Raw genomic sequence first — 18,491 nt, 5'->3', positions numbered from 1 at the left:
TTAGCGGCTTGCGAAGTACATGGTGACTTCGAAGCCGATACGCAGGTCGGTGTAAGCAGGTTTGGACCAGGACATAGAAGCGCTCCTTCAGGTGGATGGGACAGTTGAGACCTATACATATAGTCCACCTCCAGCCGGAGATGTTCAGATAGTTAGGTGGCTATGTTACTCAAAATTACAGAGCGGTTGGCCACGAATCTTTGAGAAAGCTAATTGCAGCACCCGTAATGATCATTTTGCCACTTGCCAAGGCGCCGCGGAACAAGGCCCGCTGGCCAGACAGCGCCATCCGCCGTCGGCCCGATTCAGTCGTTGTGCCGCCGCCAGCAAGGCTTCACGGTCGATCATCAGAATTGCCTGAGGCAGACGCTGCAGGTAATCAGACGAATGGCCGGCCAGTTTGCCTTGCCAGAGCAGCTCGGCGGCTTGGGCGTTGGGCAAGGCGGTGCTGTCGAATTGATCGGCCAAGGCTTGGCGCTGAGCGATGAAGGTCGATTCATCGATGCTTTCGATCATCCCTCCCAGTTCGCTGAGGAACTGTTCGATGTGCTCCAGTAAATCCATGGGCGCGACGCTCGGCGATTGCACACCGAACAGCAGCCCGGTCTGCCCGTTTATCTGGCGTAGTCCGCTGAACACGGCGTAACCGAGTTGCAGCTCCACCCGCAGGCGCTGGTAGAACGGCGTCTGGCACACATGTGCGAGCACACGCCAGGCGGCTTCATCGGCGATGTCATGGGTTGCCGTCGGACAAAAAAGTAACAGCGCGTGTTCGCTGGAGCCGGTTTCGACGGCGTCCCAGAGATGCTGCGAGCGAATCGACGGAGGTGGCGTCAATTGACTGTCCGCAGTGCCGGGAATACGACTAAAGGCAAGCCCCATCGCCGCTTGTGTTTGGGCAGACAGGCCTGCGGCCAAGCCATCCCAGCGGGCGCCCGACCAGAGGTGCTGTAGGTCATTCGAGGCTACGGTGTGTTCAAGGCATAGATCAGGCAATGCCTTGAGAAGCTGTCGAATCGGCATCAACGCAATGGACGCCGGCTCTTCCTGTGAGAAATCCGCATCAGGTTTTGTCAGTTCTTTCAGCGCATGTTCGAGGATTGTCGGCATCGGTTCCTGCAGGCCTGTCATCTTCAGCAGCCATTCATTGCCCGAAGCGCTGAAGGAAAAGTCGACACCGGCCTGACGCGCATCTTCGCGCAGCATCCGCAGGCGGTTTTCCAGATTCGACTGAAGGCGGCTGTGAGGTGCGAACTCCAGGCGCCAGCGCAGATAAACCGCTCCTTCATCGGTGTTATCCGGCAACGCCTGACTGCACTGCATCGGCGATCGTTCGCGGCGGCTGCGTGAGCGATCCTGGGCAAAAGTCCGCAGGCCGCGGTGGGCGCTGGTCTGGCCGCGAATCAGTCCGGCATTCGAGGCTGGAGTCTCGGCGCGCAAAAACGGATTGGGGGTCGGCAGTTGCCACTGGCCGGTGAAGTTATCCACAGCGCCGATCTGTTTGAGGATTGCTTTGAGGGCGACAACGCCCTGTTCGGACAGCCCGACTTCAAGCTGTTCGCTGTCTCGTTGGGCCAGTTGCAGGGCGCTGCTGACTTGCTGTTGGCGCTGCAGCAGGGCGGCATATTCTTTGCGCAACTCGAGCCAATCCTGATGAGAGGCAAAGAAGCCCAGCCAATCCAGGAGCCGTTCGCGGATCACGTTGGTCGGTTGGGCGGGCCGTGTGAATTCGATGTGCAACAAGGCTTGGCCTGCGTAGTGATAGAGCGGCGCGGCTTTCAGGTTGTCCGCCAGCCCATGCTCTCGCAGCTGCGCCAATAGGCCGCCGGGTTTTTCGGCGTTCAGCCAGTGGCACAGGAAAGCCAGCGCTTCGGGCGATGAGTCGGGCAGTGCTTCGAAGGCGAACAGCAGATCCAGCCGACGTTCTCCAGCCTGTTGATAACTATTGTCAGAAGAATCCATCAACAGGGTGGGCTTTGTCTGAGGGACTTTTTCGCCGGGGGTAATAGCAACGGCAAACGCCTGCGCCATCCCCTTCAAGTCATCGAGACTCTGTGGGCCGGCCAAGCTCAGCGTCATCTGCCCAGTCTGGTAAAACCGCTGATAGAAGTCCTTCAACGCGTGCTGAAATTCGGGCTGCGGCACCGGCAGGCTATAACGGTTTCCAGCATGAAACGCCCGCAATGGATGAGCCGCCGAGAGCCCGTCGAACAAAGCAAATTGCTGCTGAGCTGTCGCATCCCGCGACCACGCGACAAATTCGGCGTGCAGCACTTCCCGTTCCCGCCGCTGATCGTCCGGATTCATACGCGGATGAGCGAGCATGTCTGACAGACGCTCCAGCCCATCCCTAACCGCCTGAGGCGGCAGCTCGAAAAAGTAGTCCGTCGTACGTTCGCTGGTTCGCGCATTCACCTGCCCGCCATGACTTTGTACGTAGGCCATCAGCCCTTGCTCTGCGGGAAAGCGCTCTGTACCCATGAACAGCAAATGCTCAAGAAAGTGCGCCAGCCCCGGCCAGGCCAATGGCACGTCGTGACTACCGGCAGCGACCCGCAACGCGGCGGCGCAACGCTTCAAATCGGGAGCATGACGCAGCGTCACCCGTAGGCCGTTGGCGAGGGTTTCAGTGTGGAGGCGAGGATGATTCAGCGCAGGCATGAGCACTTCCAGAACAGAGAAGCGCTAATGCTAGCGGATTAGGGCTTGTTCAGCTCGCCGTATAGCTCGGGACGGCGATCGAGGAAGTAGCGATTGGCGGTGCGGGAATCGATCATCAGCTGACGATCCAGTTCACCGACAATCAGCGCTTCATCAAGTCCGGCCTGGGCGATGCGGCTGCCATCCGGCGCGGCGATGCTGCTTTGGCCGCAATACTTGATCTCGCCTTCGTGCCCGCAATAGTTGGCGTAAGCCACATAACACTGGTTTTCAAAGGCCCGTGCGCGGACGGTGACGTCGGCGATGAAATCGTAGGGAATCATGTTCGCCGTCGGCACCAGAATCAGCTCGGCACCGGCCAAGGCCAGACGCCGGGCGTTTTCCGGGAACTCCAGGTCGTAGCAGATCAAAAAGCCAAGCTTCCAGCCGTTGAGTTCAACCAGCGGAAACTCATCCGGCCCGGCGCTGAACATCGAGTGATCGAGGTCGCCGAACAAGTGAGTCTTGCGGTAGTTGCATAACCGCTCGCCATTAGCGTCGATCAACTGCACGGCGTTGTAGATCTGCCCGTCTTCGGTGCGCTCCGGGTAGCCATACAAGATGGCGATCCCCGTCGCTTTGGCGATGCGCGCGATTTGCTGCGCCGATTCACCGTTGTGCACCTCCGCCAGCACGCTGACCGCATCGATGCCGATGTTGTAGCCGGTCAGGAACATCTCCGGCAGCACCAGCAAGTCCGCGCCCTTGGCCTCCAGCGCCAGTTGATGCAGGCGTTGAAGATTGCCTGAGACATCCAGGGGCAGCGGTGGACATTGGTAAAGGGCTACGCGCATTTCGGATTCCTCTTACTCGGGCAGGGCGATCGGCCCGATCTCGTTGAACACATCTCCTGGACCCGGGTTTTCGGCGTGAGTTTCACCGCCGAAGTGTTTCATGATCCCCCACACCGCATTGAGCGATGTCTGCACCGCGCCTTCGACCCAGGCCGGGGTCCACGAAACGTCATCGCCGGCGATGAAAATCCCGCGTTGCTCGGCCGGCATGTCGTCCTGCATGAAGTGCGCATACATGCGCTGATTGTAGCGGTAGTGGCCGGGCAGGGCGCCTTTGAAGGCGCCGAGGAAATGCGGGTCGGCTTCCCACGACACGGTGATCGGATCGCCGATGATCCGCGCGGCGATGTCGACTTTCGGGTAGATCTTCTTCAACGCGTCCAGCGCCAGCTTCACGCGTTTTTCCACCGGGTGCGGGAGCATTTTCAGCGCGTCGCTCATCCATGAGTAAGACAGGCAGATGACACCGGGCTTGTCGTCGCCGTTGTCGAAGAGGTAGGTGCCGCGGGTCAGGCGATCGGTGAGGGTCATGCTCATCAGGTCGCGACCGGTTTCAGGGTCTTTGTCCTTCCAGAATGGACGATCGACCATCACAAACGTCTTCGACGATTGCATGTAGCGGGTGCGGTCCAGGGCCATCCACATCTTTTGCGAGAACAGACTTTCGTCGCATTCGATCTGGGTGGTCAGCAGCCAGCTCTGGCAGGTGGTCAGTACGGCAGCGTATTCGCGTGTGTCGCCGTAGTTATCGGTGACCGTAAAACGTCCTTCGGGCGCATGGGCAATTTTTTTCACACCGGAGCGCGGCGCGCCGCTGTGCAGCGAACTAAGGCTGGTGCCTTCAGGCCAGTGCACGCAACGCTCCGGCACATGGCGCCAGATGCCCAGCGGCACCTGCTCCACGCCGCCGACGACCAAGTGCTGATGATCGTCGCAGTTGGTCATCACCACGCGGAAGATTTCCAGCATCGAGTTGGGGAAGTCCGAGTCCCAGCCGCCGGTACCGAAACCGACCTGGCCGAACACTTCGCGGTGATGGAACGAGAGCTTGGCGAAGGCTTCGGAGGTGGCGACGAAATCGTAGAACGTGCGGTCGTCCCACAGCGGCACCAAGGTATTCCACAGTTCCTTGAGGCGCGGCACGTCGCGGTCACGAATCGCTTGCTGGATATCGGAAAACTGCGAGCCGGCTTCCAGAGCATCGGCCCAGGCGTCAGCGACTTCCTGGAACAGTGCAGGAAGATCCGCCAGTTTCTGTGCGTAATGAGTTTTGCCTTCCAGATCGATCACTGTGCTGCCCGAAGCGGGTGTCAGCGGGTTCGGGAAAGGTTTGGTCTGGAGGCCGAGCTTGTCGACGTAGTGATAAAACGCGGTCGACGACACCGGGAAACGCATACCGCCGAGCTCGGCGATAATGCCTTCGGCGCCGTTGAAAGCCTGGGAGCGCAGTCGGCCACCCATTTTCGAGGCTTCATAGACGACGGGTTTGAGGCCCAGTTTCATCAATTCGTAGGCAGCCACCAGGCCTGCAATGCCCGCCCCGACAATCGCCACTTCGGCGCCGTGATTGTGCGCCGGAATGCTGCCCAGCCCGGCCGGGTGTTCGATCCAGTCGTCGAAGGCGAAAGGAAAGTCCGGGCCGAAAACGGTGACCGGTTTTTTACCGTCTGCAGGATGGCGATTGTTCTTGTTCATGGCTGACCTTGCTGGCGACCTGACGCAGAGTGCGCGTCTGAGTATAGGAAAAGATGGCAGCCATTCTAGAGAGCGTAGAACACGTTAATAAGACGCAATGTGTCGTCATTTTGATTTGTACTAATACATTATGACGACTTAACACGGCGTTACGACGAAATTAACCTGTAGGAGCGAGGCTTGCCCGCGAAGAGGCCCGACCATACAACCCAAGACCTTTTGGCTAAAACTCAAACCGGCTGCCCCCGATCAATCTTGCTGCTCAAGATGATCGAAGTCGTCGTCTTCTCCACCCCATCCACACTGCCAATCTGATCCAGCAACTGATCCAGTTGCTCCGGCGAGTCGGTGCGCAACCACGCTACATAATCAAATTCGCCACTCACCGCGCACAGCTGCTGCACCTGCGCCATGGCGCTAAGACGACGCAGCACTTCCTTGCCGGACCGTGGTTGCACAGTAATCCCGACATACGCCTGCAATCCGCCATCCACCACGCGCTGCCCCAGGCGAACACCGTAACCGGTGATCACCTTGGCCTTTTCCAGCCGTGCCAGACGCGACGTCACCGTGGTGCGGGCGATACCCAGTTGCCGGGCGAGCATGGCCACGCTTTCGCGGGCATTGATCTGCAGGGCCGCGATCAACTGGCGGTCGATTTCATCAAGAACGGGCGGGCGGGTGTCAGGCAAAGGTCGTCTCCAGCAGTACAAATCAATGGATAGGGATGTTACAGGCACTCCACGTCAATAGGATGGACACAAGCGATCACTCGTAGTCGAATGCGCAACCAAGGGCAGTGACGCGAGGGAATCGAAATGAAGAGCATGCCAGCGGCTCTGCGAGACTATGCACTGCAGATTGGCAATCATGAAATGGGGCACTACGTAATCGCCCGAGCCTTGGGCTTTAAAACGGGTGAGGTGACCCTGAAAGTCACCATGGACTTGAGGCATCAGGCCGGGGCTTCCATTCTCTTGACGCGCTCAATCTCCTCGATAGAAGAAATGAAGGAACATCTGGAACGTCGGCTGATCGTCCTCTTTGCTGGCGCTATGAGTCAGACCTTGCCTGCAAAGCATTCGGCCAGGAAATTCGTCGATAAATCGAAAGCGACAGCCATCCTGAATGGAGAGCTTGGAGCGGAACAGGATTACGCAAAAATAAGGGAATTACGGCACTTGCTGCGAAACATCTCCTACCCCGATACGGATCCAGCGTCGTCCGAGCGCATAACTGCCGAGCTTAAAGAGATTACTGATCGTGTGTGGTTGCGAACTCAACAAATCGTAGAGGCGTTGGCCGATACGATTACCGGCTTGGGCGCGACGCTGGTAGACGGCATGGTCATTGTGGAGCAATGGGGTAGGCCGGCGGATACCTATGAGGTCGTGTTGACGGGTGAAATGCTTGAGCGGTTGCGACCAGTGCAGGCCATTCCATCGTTGAGTGTTAGGCCTGAAAGTACCAAGCGCTGACTCAATTTGCAGGGGTGATATCCTGTTTTGGCATAAAAAATCGAGCAAATAATTCGGGTTGTGATTTGATGTTTAATTTGGCGTAAATATTTCGGCGATGAACTTTTATTGTTTCTGCCGACAGGGAAAGTTTTCCAGCTATCTCTTTGTTGGAGAACCCGCTAAGTAACAATTTCAGAACGTCCTTTTCGCGCGTTGTTATTTTTGTGCCAAATTGGAGGATTGTTTCTGGCCATAGAGTGGGTTCGGGGGGCTTGTTTCTAAGTGAGCTCCAGAATTCTGGACGGTTCAACTGCGTGATCAGCTTTCCAATCGGTCGATGCCAAGCGAGGCTATGAAGGTCGAGTGGCATTTTCTACCCCTTTAGGGTTAGGGATTCGTAGGTCGCAGGTAAGTATTTGTAGGTATTTACTATTCGTAAATGCCGGGTATATTCACGATCAGGATTCACGATGGCCATGAGGGCATGTCGTCATGACAAGGATAGTTGTATGAGCAAATCACCTTTGCGAACCATTTTTGCAGCCTCGCTTCTCTGTTTATGGATAAGCACATCAGTGGGGGCTGTAGAGCCTGGGGTGTATCTGTATAACTGGTTCGGGCTTATCGCACCGGAAACCCCAGAGGAGTTTGAGCAGGAGACCGGCACCCGAATTCATATGGATGCGTTCGACAGTGCCGAAATCATGCAGAGTAAAGTAATGGCTGGGCGCACGGGGTATGACGTGGTGGTGGCTACCTCCAATGTGCTGCCAAGCCTGATCCAGGCGGGAGTACTTCAGCCGTTGGATCGTAATCAACTGAGTAATTTGTCACACATCGATCCTGATCTCTTGTCCCAGCTTGCAGTCAATGATCCTGGTAACCGCTACGCTGTGCCCTATTTGTGGGGCACCACCGGCATTGGTTATGACGTTGATAAAGTCAAAGCGGCATTGGGTAATGATGCTCCGGTGAATAGCTGGGATTTGATCTTCAAAGAAGAAAACATCAGCAAACTCAAGTCGTGTGGCGTGGCAATGCTCGACTCTCCAAGTGAGATCATTTCGATTGCATTGCATTACCTTGGGCTCCCTGGCAACAGTAAGAATCCGGATGATTACCAGAAGGCTCAAGACCTACTGTTAAAAATCCGTCCCTACGTCCTCTATTTCGACTCATCCAAAATCGACTCTGACCTGGCTGATGGCAATATTTGTGCAGTTGTGGGATGGGCTAATGGTGCCCTTGCTGCGCAGGCCATCAACGAGAAGGCCAACACTGGACGCAAGATTGCCTACAGCCTTCCTCGCGAAGGCGCGCTGGTTTGGTCGGAAAATCTGGTTCTGTTAAAAGATGCTCCCCATCCAAAGGAAGGCATGGCGTTTATTAATTATATGTTGCGACCAGAAATTATTGCCAAGACTTCAAATCACACTCTTTATCCTAACGCTAATAAAGATGCCACTGAATTTGTTGAGCGGAAGCTGCGCGACAATACTTGGATTTATCCAGACAAAAAGACTGTTGCTACACTGATCCCACTTGAGCCGCTACCATTGAAATTGGAGCGAATCCGCACCCGGGTCTGGACCAAAGTGAAGAGTGATACGTGATCTGACTGGATTGTCGTCTTTGTTGTTCTATGGGGATCTTTATTTTATATGAGGGAGCTATGGGTATTTACAGAGAAATTAAAAGCGGAATTAAAGAATAGTGCTGATAAAAATGACTGAGAGGTATGAAGCGCTCGTTGCAAATGGCTTTATATCGCTGGACAAGCAGTCAGTTAGTTTTAATGAGCAGCGGCTGGGCCGCATTGAAGAATTGCTCCGTAAGTATGATGGTGATGGAACACATCGCCAGAGGTAACAAGGCACTGCTGGTTGAGTTCCCCGAACTTGTACCAGCTGAAAAGGGAGTTCTCGAGTCGAGCTAAGGCGGATCACGCAAGCCGTTGCAACGAAGGGAGTCACCGGTCCTGGATCGCGACGGCGTCCATAGGACTGTATCGGCGGTTGCTACCCCAGAAACACAAAAGCCGCGCAGTGCGCGGCTTTGAGTATGGTGGGCCCAGTAGGACTCGAACCTACGACCAAGGGATTATGAGTCCCCTGCTCTAACCAACTGAGCTATAGGCCCTCAGTAGGCCGCGGATTATAGCGATGGTTTCTCGGCTGTGCTATCCGAAAAATCCAATAAGGCTGTACGAAGAAACGTCACGGCGAATTCGTCCGGTGGCAAGGGCAGGCTGACGATGTAACCCTGGATCTGTTCACAGCCCTCCGCAGCCAGGAATTGCTGCTGGGCCTGGGTTTCGACGCCTTCGGCGATGACGGTGAATTGCATGCTGCGGCCCAGGGCGATGATTGCGCGAACAATCGCCGCATCGTGTGGGTCGTCCGGCAGGCCGCGGACGAAGGATTGATCGATCTTGAGAATGTCCAGCGGCAGGCGTTTGAGGTAGCTCAGGGACGAATAGCCAGTGCCGAAATCGTCGATCGCCAGTTGAACACCCAAGCGTTTGAGCTGATGCAGCACCGCCAGTGCTTCTTCAGCCTGGCTCATGATGAAGTTTTCAGTGATCTCCAGTTGCAGGAAGCCGGGTTTGAGTTGGTTGTCCTTGAGCAGTTGTTCGATCCGGCCAAGCAGGTTCGGCTGGCGCAGTTGCGCGCCTGCGAGGTTGACTGAGAGTGGGCCCAGGCACTCATAGACCTGGTTCCACTCGTACATCTGTCGGCAGGCGGTCTCAAGTACCCAGTCGCCGATTTGCAGGATCATGCCGTTTTCTTCGGCCAGGGGAATGAAATGCTCGGGAGGTACATCGCCGAAGGTTGGGTGACGCCAGCGAATCAGCGCTTCGGCACCGACCACTCGATGATCGTCCAGGCTGATTTTGGGCTGGTAGTACAAAAACAGCTCATTGCGCTCGATGGCGCGTCGCAGTTCATGTTCCAGCGCCACGCGCTCGCTGGCTTGGGCGGTGAGGTCGCGAGTGTAGCTTTCAACCCGGTTACGGCCTTTGGCCTTGGAGCGATACATCGCGGCATCGGCGTTTTTGACCAGCGTGGCGACGTCGCAGCCATCCTTGGGGTACAGACTGGTGCCGATGCTGGCGCTGATGAAAAACTCGTGCTCGCCGGCCTGGAACGGGGCGGCGAAGCAATTAAGCAGTTTGGTGGCAATATTGTCGGCATCGCTGGACTGTTGCAGGCCGGGGAGCAGGATGATGAATTCGTCGCCACCGAGCCGCGCCACGGTATCGATATCGCGCAGTTGCTCCTTGAGGCGCACGGCGATGCCTTTGAGCAGCAGGTCGCCGACCGGGTGGCCGAGACTGTCGTTGATGTGTTTGAAACGGTCCAGGTCGAGGAACAGCACGGCGCCCTGGCCACCGTTTTCCTGCTGGTTGTTCAGTGCGGTCAGCAGCCGACTCTCGAACAGCGTGCGGTTTGGCAGGCCGGTCAGCGGGTCGTGGTGCGCCTGGTAGTCGAGTTTGGCTTGCGCGTGCTTGAGGCTGGAAATGTCCGCGAACACCGCAACAAAGTGGGTGATGAATTTGTCCCGGTTACGCACTGCGCTGATGGTCAGCCAACTCGGGTAGAGCTCGCCATTCTTGCGCCGGTTGGAAATCTCGCCTTGCCAATGACCATCGGCGGTCAATTGATGCCACATCGCCGCATAAAATGCGCTGTCATGCAGGCCCGAGGCGAGCAGGCGAGGAGTGTGGCCCAGGGCTTCGCTCTCGCTGTAACCGGTAATTTCGGTGAACGCCCGATTGACCGCGCTGATGTGCTGTTGGGTGTCGGTGATCAATACACCCTCGGCGGTGCTCTCGAACACCGTAGCAGCCTGCTGCAGCTTCTCCTGCATCAGGTGCCGCTCGGTAATGTCCCGGGCGATAGTCAGCATGCAGTTCTCATCGCCGATGGGCAGCGGCCGGCTTGAAACCTCACAGAGCCGGATCTGCCCGTCTTTGCGGCGGATGTGGCAACTGAAGTCGCGGACGAAACCGTCTCGGTGCAGCAGTTCGAGCATCTGTTTGCGCTCGTTGAGATTGACCCAGATCCCCAGGTCCAGAGCCGAGCGATCCACGGACATCGCGCTGTTGAAACCGGTAATACGGCTGAAGCCTTCGTTAACCTCCAACAGCAAGCCGTCGCTCTGCCGGGACAGCAGCAAGCCGTCGGGGGAGGCATGAAAGGCCTTGGCGAATTTCTCTTCCGAGGTTTGCAGTTGTTGCTGGGTTTCCTTTAGCTGACTGATGTCCCGCACGACGACCACCAGGGCCGGGGTGGTATCGAGATCGAAAGGCTCGGCGGAAATCAGGCCGGTAAACACCTGGCCATTGCTGCGGCGAAAAGGCATCTCCAGGTTGCGGATGCTACCGGCCTGCAAGCGTTGCAACAAACCTGGCCCCACGCCGGGTACGCCCCAGATGTTCAGGTCGGTGGCGGTCTGGCCTATGACGTCTTCGGCCTTGAGGCCGATCTGTTCTTCGAACGCTTCATTGACTTCCAGCAGGCAACCGTCGGAAAGCCGCGCGATCACCAGAATATCCGGGCATTGCTGGAACACTGAAGCGAACTTCTGCTCCGACAGGCGCAGCGCCTCTTCGGTGCGCTTGGCTTCGCTGATGTCGATCATCAGCCCGCGCAGTACCGGTTCATGGGCGTGCTCGATAAGGCTGACGATATCGCGGACCCACAGGCAGCGGCCGTCAGCGGTGATGACCCGGTAATCGACGCTGTGATCGCGTCCGGCCGCCACTTCACGGTCGCAGAAGGTTTGGGCCCGGGTCAGATCCGCGGGGTGGATGATGTTGCGCCAGAAGCCTGGAATCAGCCAGTGGGGCAGGGGGTAGCCAAGGAGGTCTTGAGCGTGAGGTGACACGTAGCTGTAGGTGTAATCGCTGATACGGGCTTCCCAGGCGATGGCCGAAAGACTCTCCACCAGCCCGCGGTAATGGTATTCGCTGCTGCGCAGCTCCTGTTCCAGAGCGACCCGGCGGGCAATTTCCGAACTGAGTCGGCGGTTGATCCGGATAACCACTGCCAGCACGATCATCAGAAACAATAATCCTGGCAGGCCGTAAATCAGTACGTCGAGCCAGAAGGTTCGATGGTCCAGGACGTTACCGACCCAGTGTTCCTGGATGGAACTGATTTCACTCGGGGTCATGTCTGCCAGGACTTTGTCGAGGATGCTGACCAGCAGCTTGTTGTTCGGGGGCACGGCCATCGCCAATTGGTAGCGATAAGGTGTTTCACCGCTGACGTAGAGGCCGTCGAGCTTGAGCTGGCGCAGGCTCCAGACACTGGAGGCGAGATCGCCCACTACGGCATCCACGGCGTCGGTGGCGAGCGCCTGCAACGCCGAGCTGACGTTAGGCATTGCCACCAGATTCAGGTCGGGATGGTGGGTGCGCAATAGTTCATGGGGGGCATAGTTTTCCACCACGGCGATCTTCAGCCCATACAGGTCTTCGAGTTTGCGCGGTTGGGCGCCTCCGACGTGAGCCAGAATGACTATCGGAAAGTCGAGATAGGGGCGGGTGAACGATAGATACGTCTGACGCTCGGGAGTCGACATGATGCCCGGCAAGATGTCTAGCTTGCCTTGTTTGGCCTGCTGCAAGACTTCAGTCCAGCTGACCGGCTCGATGGGCGTGAGTTTGATGGCCAGCCGTTGACGGATGACGTTGATGTAGTCCGCCGCCAGGCCCTGATAGCGCCCATGTTCATCGCGAAATTCAAACGGCGGCCAGGACGCGTCCACGCCCAGGCGCAATTCCGGGTGAGCCGTTAGCCAGCTACGTTCTTCGTCGGTAAGAGTCAACGCGCCAGCCGTTGCGGTCCAGGTCATCAGCGACAGCAAAAAAAGCACGGTCGGCCATCTGGGCATAACGGTCTCGTTATGGCTTGGGGGAATGTTTCGAGTGTAGACGGGCTATGCGGCGGGGGGGATGTACGGGGCATTTAATCTGCATAAAGCAAAACCCCCGGCTTGGGCCGGGGGTTCTGTGGATCACTCGTCGAGGAAGGAGCGCAAATGCTCGCTTCTCGTCGGGTGGCGCAGCTTGCGCAGCGCCTTGGCTTCGATCTGACGAATCCGTTCACGGGTCACGTCGAACTGCTTACCAACCTCCTCGAGGGTGTGGTCGGTATTCATGTCGATACCGAAGCGCATGCGCAGAACCTTGGCTTCACGTGCAGTGAGGCCGGACAGAACTTCGCGAGTCGCTTCTTTAAGGCTCTCGACAGTGGCGACATCGATTGGCGACTGCATGGTCGAGTCTTCGATGAAGTCACCCAGATGAGAATCTTCGTCATCACCGATCGGGGTTTCCATGGAGATCGGCTCTTTAGCGATCTTCAATACCTTGCGGATCTTGTCCTCAGGCATTTCCATGCGTTCGCCCAGCTCTTCCGGGGTCGGTTCACGACCCATTTCCTGCAGCATCTGCCGGGAAATACGGTTGAGCTTGTTGATCGTCTCGATCATGTGCACCGGAATACGGATGGTGCGGGCCTGGTCGGCGATCGAGCGAGTGATCGCCTGACGGATCCACCAGGTGGCATAAGTCGAGAATTTGTAACCGCGGCGGTATTCGAACTTGTCTACCGCTTTCATCAGACCGATGTTGCCTTCCTGGATCAGATCGAGGAACTGCAGGCCACGGTTGGTGTACTTCTTGGCGATGGAGATCACCAGACGCAAGTTCGCTTCGACCATCTCTTTCTTCGCGCGGCGGGCCTTGGCCTCACCGATCGACATGCGACGGTTGATGTCCTTGATCTCGGCGATCGTCAAACCGGTTTCGGTTTCCAGCGCGGTCAGCTTCTGCTGGCAACGAATGATGTCCGGTTGCAGGCGACCAATGGCTTCAGCGTATTTGCTTTTGCCTTTGGCCAGTGCGTCGGTCCAGCTTTCGTCGACTTCGTGGCCCGGGAACTGGCGCAGGAAGTCGGCACGCGGCATACGGGCATCACGAACGCACAGTTGCATGATCGCGCGCTCTTGCTGACGCAGACGATCCAGGGCACTGCGAACACGCTCGACCAGGCCTTCGAATTGCTTCGGCACCAGTTTGATCGGCATGAACAGCTCAGCCAGGACTACCAGCTCGGCAATTGCCAGCTTGTTGCCACGACCGTGCTTTTTCAGGGCCTTGCGGGTGATTTCCATCTGATCGGCGACAGCGCCAAAGCGCTGTGCGGCGATGACCGGATCCGGACCGCTTTCGGCTTCTTCTTCGTCATCGCTCGCTTCGGCGTCATCGTCGTCGGTGTCGTCGGCAGCTGGAGCTGCTTTCGGGTCGACAGGCGGTGGCACTTCGGCTGCAGGCGGCGCAATGCCGTCGTCCGGGTCGATATAACCGCTCAGGACGTCGGACAGGCGGCCACCTTCGGTGGTGACGCGAGTGTACTCGGAGAGAATATGGTCAACCGTGCCAGGGAAGTGCGCGATTGCGCCCATCACTTCGCGGATGCCCTCTTCAATACGTTTGGCGATTTCGATTTCGCCTTCACGTGTGAGGAGCTCTACCGTACCCATTTCACGCATGTACATGCGCACTGGGTCGGTGGTGCGACCAATGTCGGTCTCGACCGCTGCCAACGCTGCTGCTGCCTCTTCGGCCGCGGCTTCGTCGGTATCGGCGTCGGCCAGCATAAGGGAATCCTTATCTGGCGCAACCTCGAATACGTTGATCCCCATGTCATTAATCATGCGGATGATGTCTTCCACCTGTTCCGGATCTGAAATATCCTCCGGCAGGTGGTCGTTGACCTCCGCGTAAGTCAGGTAGCCCTGCTCACGACCAAGTGTGATCAACTCTTTGATACGAGACTGCTGTTGCGCTTTTCCGGACATAACACCCTATCCACTGAAGGTCTTGGCGGGCAAAAAACAAGCCGAGGATTATACCTGAGCTATGACCTCACGCGCCAGTTGAGGTCGGGCTTGATGCGGAAACATTGCGACTTAAAAGGTCGCGCAGTTGATTTTTCTCTTCGGTGCTCAATTCACTTTGACGTGCTTTTCGAAGAAGTTGTTCCAGGTTTCGCTCGCGTTGACGGGCTGACAAGCTAGTAATGGTGTCGAAAAACTGTTGTTCAAGGTTATCTCCATCAATCAGCCATTCCTTTTCTGCCAGCGCTTTGAGCAGTCGGCCTTGTTCGGTGCCGTGCCAGCGCGCAATCAGTTGAAATGAGTTTAGCTTGGGATTCTTCTGTACGGCTTCGAGCAGAGCGACCAGCAGTTGCGTGTTGGTATGGTCCTCGGCGGCGAAGTGCCCGGCATCCTCGACTTTCTCAGCCAGTTGCGGGTGATGCAACAACGTGCGCAAGGCTGCCAGGGTGGGCGGCTCTACAGCGGCCGGCACCCGTGGCGCGCGCGGTTGATCGCGATCGCCGCCCCGTTTGCCATTCTTGTCCCACGGTTTCTTGTCCCATTTCTTGCCGCCTGCGCCAGGCTTCTTAGGCGTCCATTCCTGCTGCGGCGCATACATCTCTTGTGCCTGCGGCTGATGGTAGTCGCTGTAATCCGGCATGGCGTCGTAATCGATGCCTGGATCGTAAGCGGGTGGCGCTTCCTGAGGCTGAGGCTTGCTTTGCACGAGTTGGCTCACGGCTTCACCGCTAAGCCCGGTAATTTCGCTCAGGCGCTGGCGCATCAAGATGCGCAGGTTGGCGCCCGGGACTTTGTCGATCAGCGGCGCGGCGAGGGTGGCCATATGGGCCTTGCCTTCGAGGGAGCGCGGGTCCGATTCCTCGGTCAACTGTTGAAAAAAGTAATCGGCCAATGGCTGGGCGTGCTGATTGATTCGCGCGCGGAAGGCGTCAGTGCCCTCGGAGCGGACCAGGGTATCCGGGTCCTCGCCTTCGGGCAGGAACAGAAAGCGTGCCCGACGCCCGTCCTGCAAGCATGGCAGGGTTGCCTCCAGCGCCCGCCAGGCGGCATTTCGGCCTGCCTGGTCGCCATCAAAGCAAAACAGCACGCTGGGCACGACGCGAAACAGGCGCTTCATGTGCTCTTCGCTGGTGGCGGTGCCCAGGGTTGCGACGGCATTGCGCAGGCCTTGTTGGGCTAGGGCGATCACGTCCATGTAGCCCTCGACGACGATGATTTCGTCGAGGTTGCGATTGTTCTTGCGTGCTTCATAAAGGCCGTAGAGTTCCTGGCCTTTATGGAAAACCGGGGTTTCCGGTGAGTTCAGGTATTTCGGCTTGTCATCGCCCAGGACCCGGCCGCCGAAGGCGATGATGCGCCCGCGACTGTCGCGGATCGGGAACATCACGCGATCGCGGAAGCGGTCATAGCGCTTGCCGGTTTCGGCGTTCTCGATCAGCAGGCCGGCATCAATCATGGCCTTTTGCCGCAGAGTATCGCTGCTCAAGTGCTTGTACAGATTGTCCCAGCCAGGCGGAGCAAAACCGAGGCCGAAGTCTCGGGCGATTTCTCCCGTTAGTCCGCGACCTTTCAAGTAATCCACGGCGGCTTTGCGCGACGGATGGCTTTTCAGCGCCTGACGATAAAAGTCGGCGGCGGCGGTGAGCAGCGGATACAGCGGCGAATCAGTAGGTTGGCGCGGTTTATGGGGCCGACCGCTTTCTTCGCGGGGAATTTCCATGCCGGCGGCTTTGGCCAGTTCTTCGACAGCCTGGACGAAATCCAGGTTGTCATGGTCCATCATGAAGCCGAGGGCGTTACCGCCAGCGCCGCAGCCGAAGCAGTAATAGAACTGTTTGTCGGGGCTGACGCTGAAGGAGGGGGTTTTCTCTTTGTGGAACGGGCAGCAGGCAGTGTAGTTCTTGCCGGCTTTTTTCATTTGCAGGCGCGAGCTGACCACATCGACGATGTCGGTGCGGTTCAGAAGGTCGTCAATGAAGCTCTGGGGAATTAGCCCGGCCATGGCGTTCTCGTCATCTGCGCTGAAATGGACCCAAAACGAAGGGCGGCCGAACGCGGGTCGTTGTTTGAGGCGCGCAGGTTGTGCGGCTCGACCGGTGTCGTCTGCGTAATCGCTGTCGGGAAGTGTATCTGCCGAAAATCCACTGACGTTAGTACCAATCAGTATTCGACTATTTGAAAGTGTTTCGCTGAATCCGGCGACGGCCAGTCATTGGCCTCGGATAGCTCAAAAGCGGGCACGCAAGAAGGTGCCTTGGGCTGATCGTCGTGAGAGGAATCAGTGGGTGTGCTCGTCAGTAGCCTTGGAAGGCTCGTCAGAAAAGACGTGCACTGCTGGCAAAAGAGCCAGGTCTGACGCTGTGAAGCAGGTTTGTCTCGGTCGCGTCTGCGGCTTTGACGGTGAAGCATCAAGCGTTGTCCGCAAATGCCATTAGCCCGGCTGAGGGCCGGGCTTGGCAGAAGCTTGCTACGATCGTCTGTGTATTAGTACAGACGAACGGCGCGGCGCTGTTCGCGCTGAACTTTCTTGGCGTGACGCTTAACAGCGGCTGCTGCTTTACGCTTACGCTCAGAAGTTGGCTTCTCGTAAAATTCGCGGCTACGAACTTCAGCCAGTACACCGGCTTTTTCGCAGGAGCGCTTGAAACGACGCAGAGCTACGTCGAAGGGTTCGTTCTCTTTTACTTTGACGGCTGGCATCCAGAGCTACCTTCATTCATTACCGGGGTCAACATCCTCGCGGCAAAAGAGCACTTGAAGACGTCGGTTTTTAAGGGTTGCGGATGTTAACCCCTCATCGCTCGGAATGCAAAGCCTCTGATCGAAAACCGCTGGTCGGGGCATCACGCGACGACTATTATGCGCGCCTTCGAATTCAGCCTCTACAAGGCGCAAACCCATGCTAGTACTGGGATTAGAAACCTCTTGCGACGAAACCGGTGTCGCACTTTACGACAGTGAACGCGGGCTGTTGGCCGACGCGCTGTTCAGTCAGATCGATCTGCATCGTGCCTATGGTGGCGTGGTGCCGGAGCTGGCTTCGCGTGATCACGTCAAACGCATGCTGCCCTTGATTCGTCAGGTCCTGGCCGAGGCCGGCTGTGTGCCGACCGAGATCGACGCCATCGCTTATACCGCGGGTCCTGGCCTGGTGGGAGCCTTGCTAGTGGGGGCTTCGTGCGCTCAGGCGCTGGCCTTTGCCTGGGGCATTCCTGCGTTGGGCGTGCACCACATGGAAGGTCACTTGCTGGCGCCGATGCTGGAGCCGCAACCACCGCAGTTCCCGTTCGTCGCTTTGTTGGTGTCGGGTGGTCATACGCAGCTGGTTCAGGTCGACGGGATTGGCCAATACACGCTCTTGGGCGAGACCCTCGACGATGCTGCCGGCGAAGCTTTCGATAAAACCGCGAAAATGATGGGCCTGAATTATCCGGGCGGCCCGGAGATCGCGCGTCTGGCGGAGCAGGGCGTTGCGGGGCGTTTCACTTTTCCACGTCCAATGTGTGATCGTCCAGGCCTGGCTTTCAGCTTCAGCGGGCTGAAAACTTTCGCCCTGAACACCTGGCAGCAGAGCGTCAGCGCCGGGGACGACAGCGAGCAAGCCCGTTGCGACATCTCGCTGGCGTTCCAGCAGGCCGTGGTGGAGACTTTGACCATCAAGTGCAAGCGTGCCCTGAAACAGGCGGGTCTCAAGCGTCTGGTGATCGCAGGGGGCGTCAGCGCCAACAAAGCACTGCGGGTTTCACTGGAAAAAATGCTCGGCGACATGAAGGGCGATGTGTTTTATGCCCGTCCGGAGTTCTGTACCGATAATGGCGCGATGATTGCGTTTGCCGGCTGCCAGCGCTTGCAGGCCGGTCAGCATGAAAGCCTGGCGATCAGCGTGCAGGCGCGCTGGCCGATGGAGCAACTGTCGGCGCTGTAATGAGTG

At 57.5% G+C, this 18,491-nt stretch carries 13 protein-coding genes, 1 tRNA gene and 1 pseudogene; 4 read left to right on the top strand and 11 right to left on the bottom strand.

Features of this window, described 5'->3' with window-relative positions; all coding sequences use genetic code 11:
- The 5 genes from pqqA to NHU87_RS21245 all read right to left on the bottom strand — a co-directional run bounded on the left by pqqA (window position 1) and on the right by NHU87_RS21245 (window position 5,881).
- Complete coding sequence (gene pqqA, locus NHU87_RS21265; RefSeq protein WP_009045898.1) at window positions 1–75, bottom strand: pyrroloquinoline quinone precursor peptide PqqA; 75 nt, start codon at window positions 73–75, stop codon at window positions 1–3.
- A 156-nt stretch (window positions 76–231) separates the two neighbouring features.
- Entirely contained in the window at window positions 232–2,661 is a 2,430-nt protein-coding gene (gene pqqF / locus NHU87_RS21260; RefSeq protein WP_253552264.1) for a pyrroloquinoline quinone biosynthesis protein PqqF, read from the bottom strand.
- A 38-nt stretch (window positions 2,662–2,699) separates the two neighbouring features.
- Window positions 2,700–3,494 carry a carbon-nitrogen hydrolase family protein gene (locus tag NHU87_RS21255; RefSeq protein WP_253552262.1) on the bottom strand — a complete coding sequence of 265 codons (795 nt, stop codon included), beginning with the start codon at window positions 3,492–3,494 and terminating at the stop codon, window positions 2,700–2,702.
- 12 nt (window positions 3,495–3,506) lie between these two features.
- Window positions 3,507–5,189, bottom strand: a complete 1,683-nt coding sequence (locus tag NHU87_RS21250; protein WP_253552260.1) for a flavin monoamine oxidase family protein — start codon at window positions 5,187–5,189, stop codon at window positions 3,507–3,509.
- A 230-nt stretch (window positions 5,190–5,419) separates the two neighbouring features.
- Window positions 5,420–5,881 carry an Lrp/AsnC family transcriptional regulator gene (locus tag NHU87_RS21245; RefSeq protein WP_007980298.1) on the bottom strand — a complete coding sequence of 154 codons (462 nt, stop codon included), beginning with the start codon at window positions 5,879–5,881 and terminating at the stop codon, window positions 5,420–5,422.
- Between the two features lie 126 nt (window positions 5,882–6,007).
- Here NHU87_RS21245 and NHU87_RS21240 point away from each other — a divergent pair, with 126 nt between their 5' ends.
- Window positions 6,008–6,667: a peptidase M41 gene (locus NHU87_RS21240; protein ID WP_253552258.1), complete on the top strand. Its 660-nt coding sequence runs from the start codon at window positions 6,008–6,010 to the stop codon at window positions 6,665–6,667.
- Window position 6,668: 1 nt separating this feature from the next.
- Here NHU87_RS21240 and NHU87_RS21235 read toward each other — a convergent pair.
- Window positions 6,669–6,914 (bottom strand): annotated as a pseudogene (locus tag NHU87_RS21235) (response regulator transcription factor); the annotation flags it as partial.
- Window positions 6,915–7,158: 244 nt separating this feature from the next.
- Here NHU87_RS21235 and NHU87_RS21230 point away from each other — a divergent pair.
- A complete protein-coding gene (locus tag NHU87_RS21230) occupies window positions 7,159–8,262 on the top strand; it encodes a polyamine ABC transporter substrate-binding protein (protein WP_253552255.1) in 1,104 nt (367 codons plus the stop codon).
- Window positions 8,263–8,387: 125 nt separating this feature from the next.
- Entirely contained in the window at window positions 8,388–8,585 is a 198-nt protein-coding gene (locus tag NHU87_RS21225) for a hypothetical protein (protein ID WP_253552254.1), read from the top strand.
- 126 nt (window positions 8,586–8,711) lie between these two features.
- Here the strand turns inward: NHU87_RS21225 and NHU87_RS21220 are convergent.
- The 5 genes from NHU87_RS21220 to rpsU form a co-directional block, all read right to left on the bottom strand.
- Window positions 8,712–8,788, bottom strand: a tRNA-Ile gene (locus tag NHU87_RS21220).
- Between the two features lie 15 nt (window positions 8,789–8,803).
- Window positions 8,804–12,550: a bifunctional diguanylate cyclase/phosphodiesterase gene (locus NHU87_RS21215; protein ID WP_253552253.1), complete on the bottom strand. Its 3,747-nt coding sequence runs from the start codon at window positions 12,548–12,550 to the stop codon at window positions 8,804–8,806.
- Window positions 12,551–12,673: 123 nt separating this feature from the next.
- Complete coding sequence (rpoD, locus tag NHU87_RS21210; protein ID WP_253552252.1) at window positions 12,674–14,521, bottom strand: RNA polymerase sigma factor RpoD; 1,848 nt, start codon at window positions 14,519–14,521, stop codon at window positions 12,674–12,676.
- 67 nt (window positions 14,522–14,588) lie between these two features.
- Window positions 14,589–16,562, bottom strand: coding sequence for a DNA primase (dnaG, locus tag NHU87_RS21205; RefSeq protein ID WP_253552251.1), 1,974 nt, complete (start codon window positions 16,560–16,562; stop codon window positions 14,589–14,591).
- A 482-nt stretch (window positions 16,563–17,044) separates the two neighbouring features.
- The gene (gene rpsU / locus NHU87_RS21200) at window positions 17,045–17,260 is read right to left on the bottom strand and encodes a 30S ribosomal protein S21 (protein ID WP_002551877.1); all 216 of its coding nucleotides are present in this window, start codon (window positions 17,258–17,260) and stop codon (window positions 17,045–17,047) included.
- Between the two features lie 199 nt (window positions 17,261–17,459).
- Here rpsU and tsaD point away from each other — a divergent pair, with 199 nt between their 5' ends.
- Window positions 17,460–18,485, top strand: a complete 1,026-nt coding sequence (gene tsaD / locus NHU87_RS21195; RefSeq protein WP_007904246.1) for a tRNA (adenosine(37)-N6)-threonylcarbamoyltransferase complex transferase subunit TsaD — start codon at window positions 17,460–17,462, stop codon at window positions 18,483–18,485.
- The last annotated feature ends 6 nt before the right edge of the window (window positions 18,486–18,491 follow it).

Source organism: Pseudomonas mandelii (assembly GCF_024138395.1).
GTDB lineage: Bacteria > Pseudomonadota > Gammaproteobacteria > Pseudomonadales > Pseudomonadaceae > Aquipseudomonas > Aquipseudomonas mandelii_E.
The sequence above is the reverse complement of the archived record's forward strand: the minus strand, read 5'-3'. Positions and strand labels throughout refer to the sequence as shown.

What these genes read in the sequence shown, in the direction of transcription:
- NHU87_RS21250 (WP_253552260.1), bottom strand. Translation starts at nt 5,189, where the DNA reads ATGAACAAGAACAATCGCCATCCTGCAGACGGTAAAAAACCGGTCACC.
- rpsU (WP_002551877.1), bottom strand. Translation starts at nt 17,260, where the DNA reads ATGCCAGCCGTCAAAGTAAAAGAGAACGAACCCTTCGACGTAGCTCTG.
- NHU87_RS21230 (WP_253552255.1), top strand. Translation starts at nt 7,159, where the DNA reads ATGAGCAAATCACCTTTGCGAACCATTTTTGCAGCCTCGCTTCTCTGT.
- dnaG (WP_253552251.1), bottom strand. Translation starts at nt 16,562, where the DNA reads ATGGCCGGGCTAATTCCCCAGAGCTTCATTGACGACCTTCTGAACCGC.
- tsaD (WP_007904246.1), top strand. Translation starts at nt 17,460, where the DNA reads ATGCTAGTACTGGGATTAGAAACCTCTTGCGACGAAACCGGTGTCGCA.
- NHU87_RS21215 (WP_253552253.1), bottom strand. Translation starts at nt 12,550, where the DNA reads ATGCCCAGATGGCCGACCGTGCTTTTTTTGCTGTCGCTGATGACCTGG.
- NHU87_RS21240 (WP_253552258.1), top strand. Translation starts at nt 6,008, where the DNA reads ATGAAGAGCATGCCAGCGGCTCTGCGAGACTATGCACTGCAGATTGGC.
- pqqF (WP_253552264.1), bottom strand. Translation starts at nt 2,661, where the DNA reads ATGCCTGCGCTGAATCATCCTCGCCTCCACACTGAAACCCTCGCCAAC.
- NHU87_RS21255 (WP_253552262.1), bottom strand. Translation starts at nt 3,494, where the DNA reads ATGCGCGTAGCCCTTTACCAATGTCCACCGCTGCCCCTGGATGTCTCA.
- rpoD (WP_253552252.1), bottom strand. Translation starts at nt 14,521, where the DNA reads ATGTCCGGAAAAGCGCAACAGCAGTCTCGTATCAAAGAGTTGATCACA.
- NHU87_RS21225 (WP_253552254.1), top strand. Translation starts at nt 8,388, where the DNA reads ATGAAGCGCTCGTTGCAAATGGCTTTATATCGCTGGACAAGCAGTCAG.